Here is a 1,096-nt window from a genome sequence, read left to right as displayed (position 1 = left end):
CTGCATGGCCTTTCGAATGCCTAGGTCACCCACCGGCCAGACATCCGGTCGGCCAAGCCCGAACATCATCACCATATGCGCGGTCCACGGACCAACCCCAGGCAATTGTACAAGCGCTGCTTGCAACGCGGCGTCGTCAAGATGTTTAAGCTCCCGTTCCCAATCAGGATGCTTGTGCCAATGCATCGCGATGCCAACAATCGCTCGCACCTTCGCCCCCGACAATCCAGCACGTCTTAACTTATCCGATGAACACGCCAATATGGCCGAAGCCGTCAGCGCCCCAGGTTCACATGCCAAGGTGGCCAATAACCGGCTTCGAATGGTTCGAGCCGCCTGCATTGACAGTTGTTGCCCAACCACCGAATAAATCAGGCGTTCAAACAACGAATACTGCCATGGTGCCATTTGGCACGGTCCGATGCGACGGACCACCTCCGCCATACGTGGCTCACAATGACACAGCTGTTCGGTCGCATGCGCCATGGCCTGCGGTGAATCCAAAATCATCATACTCACGGCTTCTGACAAAGCGTGTCTGCATCTTGCGAAACTTTTATCACAAGTGCAAGTTGCCAACGGGTACGCTAACATTTGTGGTGCGCACACAAACATGCGTATAATCCACGCTCCTGAGGGGTGGCCACTATGGCCTGAGACGGCAAGACCGAACCCTTTGCACCTGATCCGGATAATACCGGCGGAGGAACAGGGGAAACATGATGCAAAAATCCCGTTTCTTTTCTTATCGCCAACTAGCGTTGGCCCTACTCTTTGCCACGAATCACTACTATGGCATCGCGGACGAAAACGCTTCCGCGGACGAAAATGTCTTGGTTGTCACCGCAGACTATCGCCAAAATACTTGGCTTGATAGCGCTGGTAGTTTCAGTCTCTTGGACGACGAGGACATCCACGCGCATGCTGAGCAACATTTCGAAGAACTGACTCAATGGGTTCCGAACCTGACTTGGGCTGGCGGTACTTCCCGCGCCCGCTTTTTTCAAATTCGTGGTATTGGTGAACGCAGTCAGTATGAGGGCGCCCCCAACCCATCCGTTGGCTTTATTGTGGATGACATCGATTTTTCTGGCGT

General features: G+C 53.8%; 2 protein-coding genes and 1 riboswitch. Of the genes, one reads left to right on the top strand and one right to left on the bottom strand.

Going from position 1 to position 1,096, the window contains the following annotated elements:
* The coding region (locus tag D6694_09400) for a DNA-3-methyladenine glycosylase 2 family protein (protein RMH41084.1) at nt 1–513 on the bottom strand (513 nt) is incomplete at its 3' end.
* A gap of 112 nt (nt 514–625) precedes the next feature.
* Nucleotides 626–726, top strand: a riboswitch (TPP riboswitch).
* Here D6694_09400 and D6694_09395 point away from each other — a divergent pair.
* A partial coding sequence (locus tag D6694_09395) for a TonB-dependent receptor (GenBank protein ID RMH41085.1) occupies nt 720–1,096 on the top strand: 377 nt, incomplete at its 3' end. Its footprint overlaps the riboswitch before it by 7 nt.

Source organism: Gammaproteobacteria bacterium, from assembly GCA_003696665.1.
Taxonomy (GTDB): Bacteria; Pseudomonadota; Gammaproteobacteria; order Enterobacterales.
This window is presented reverse-complemented; position numbering and strand designations above follow the sequence as displayed.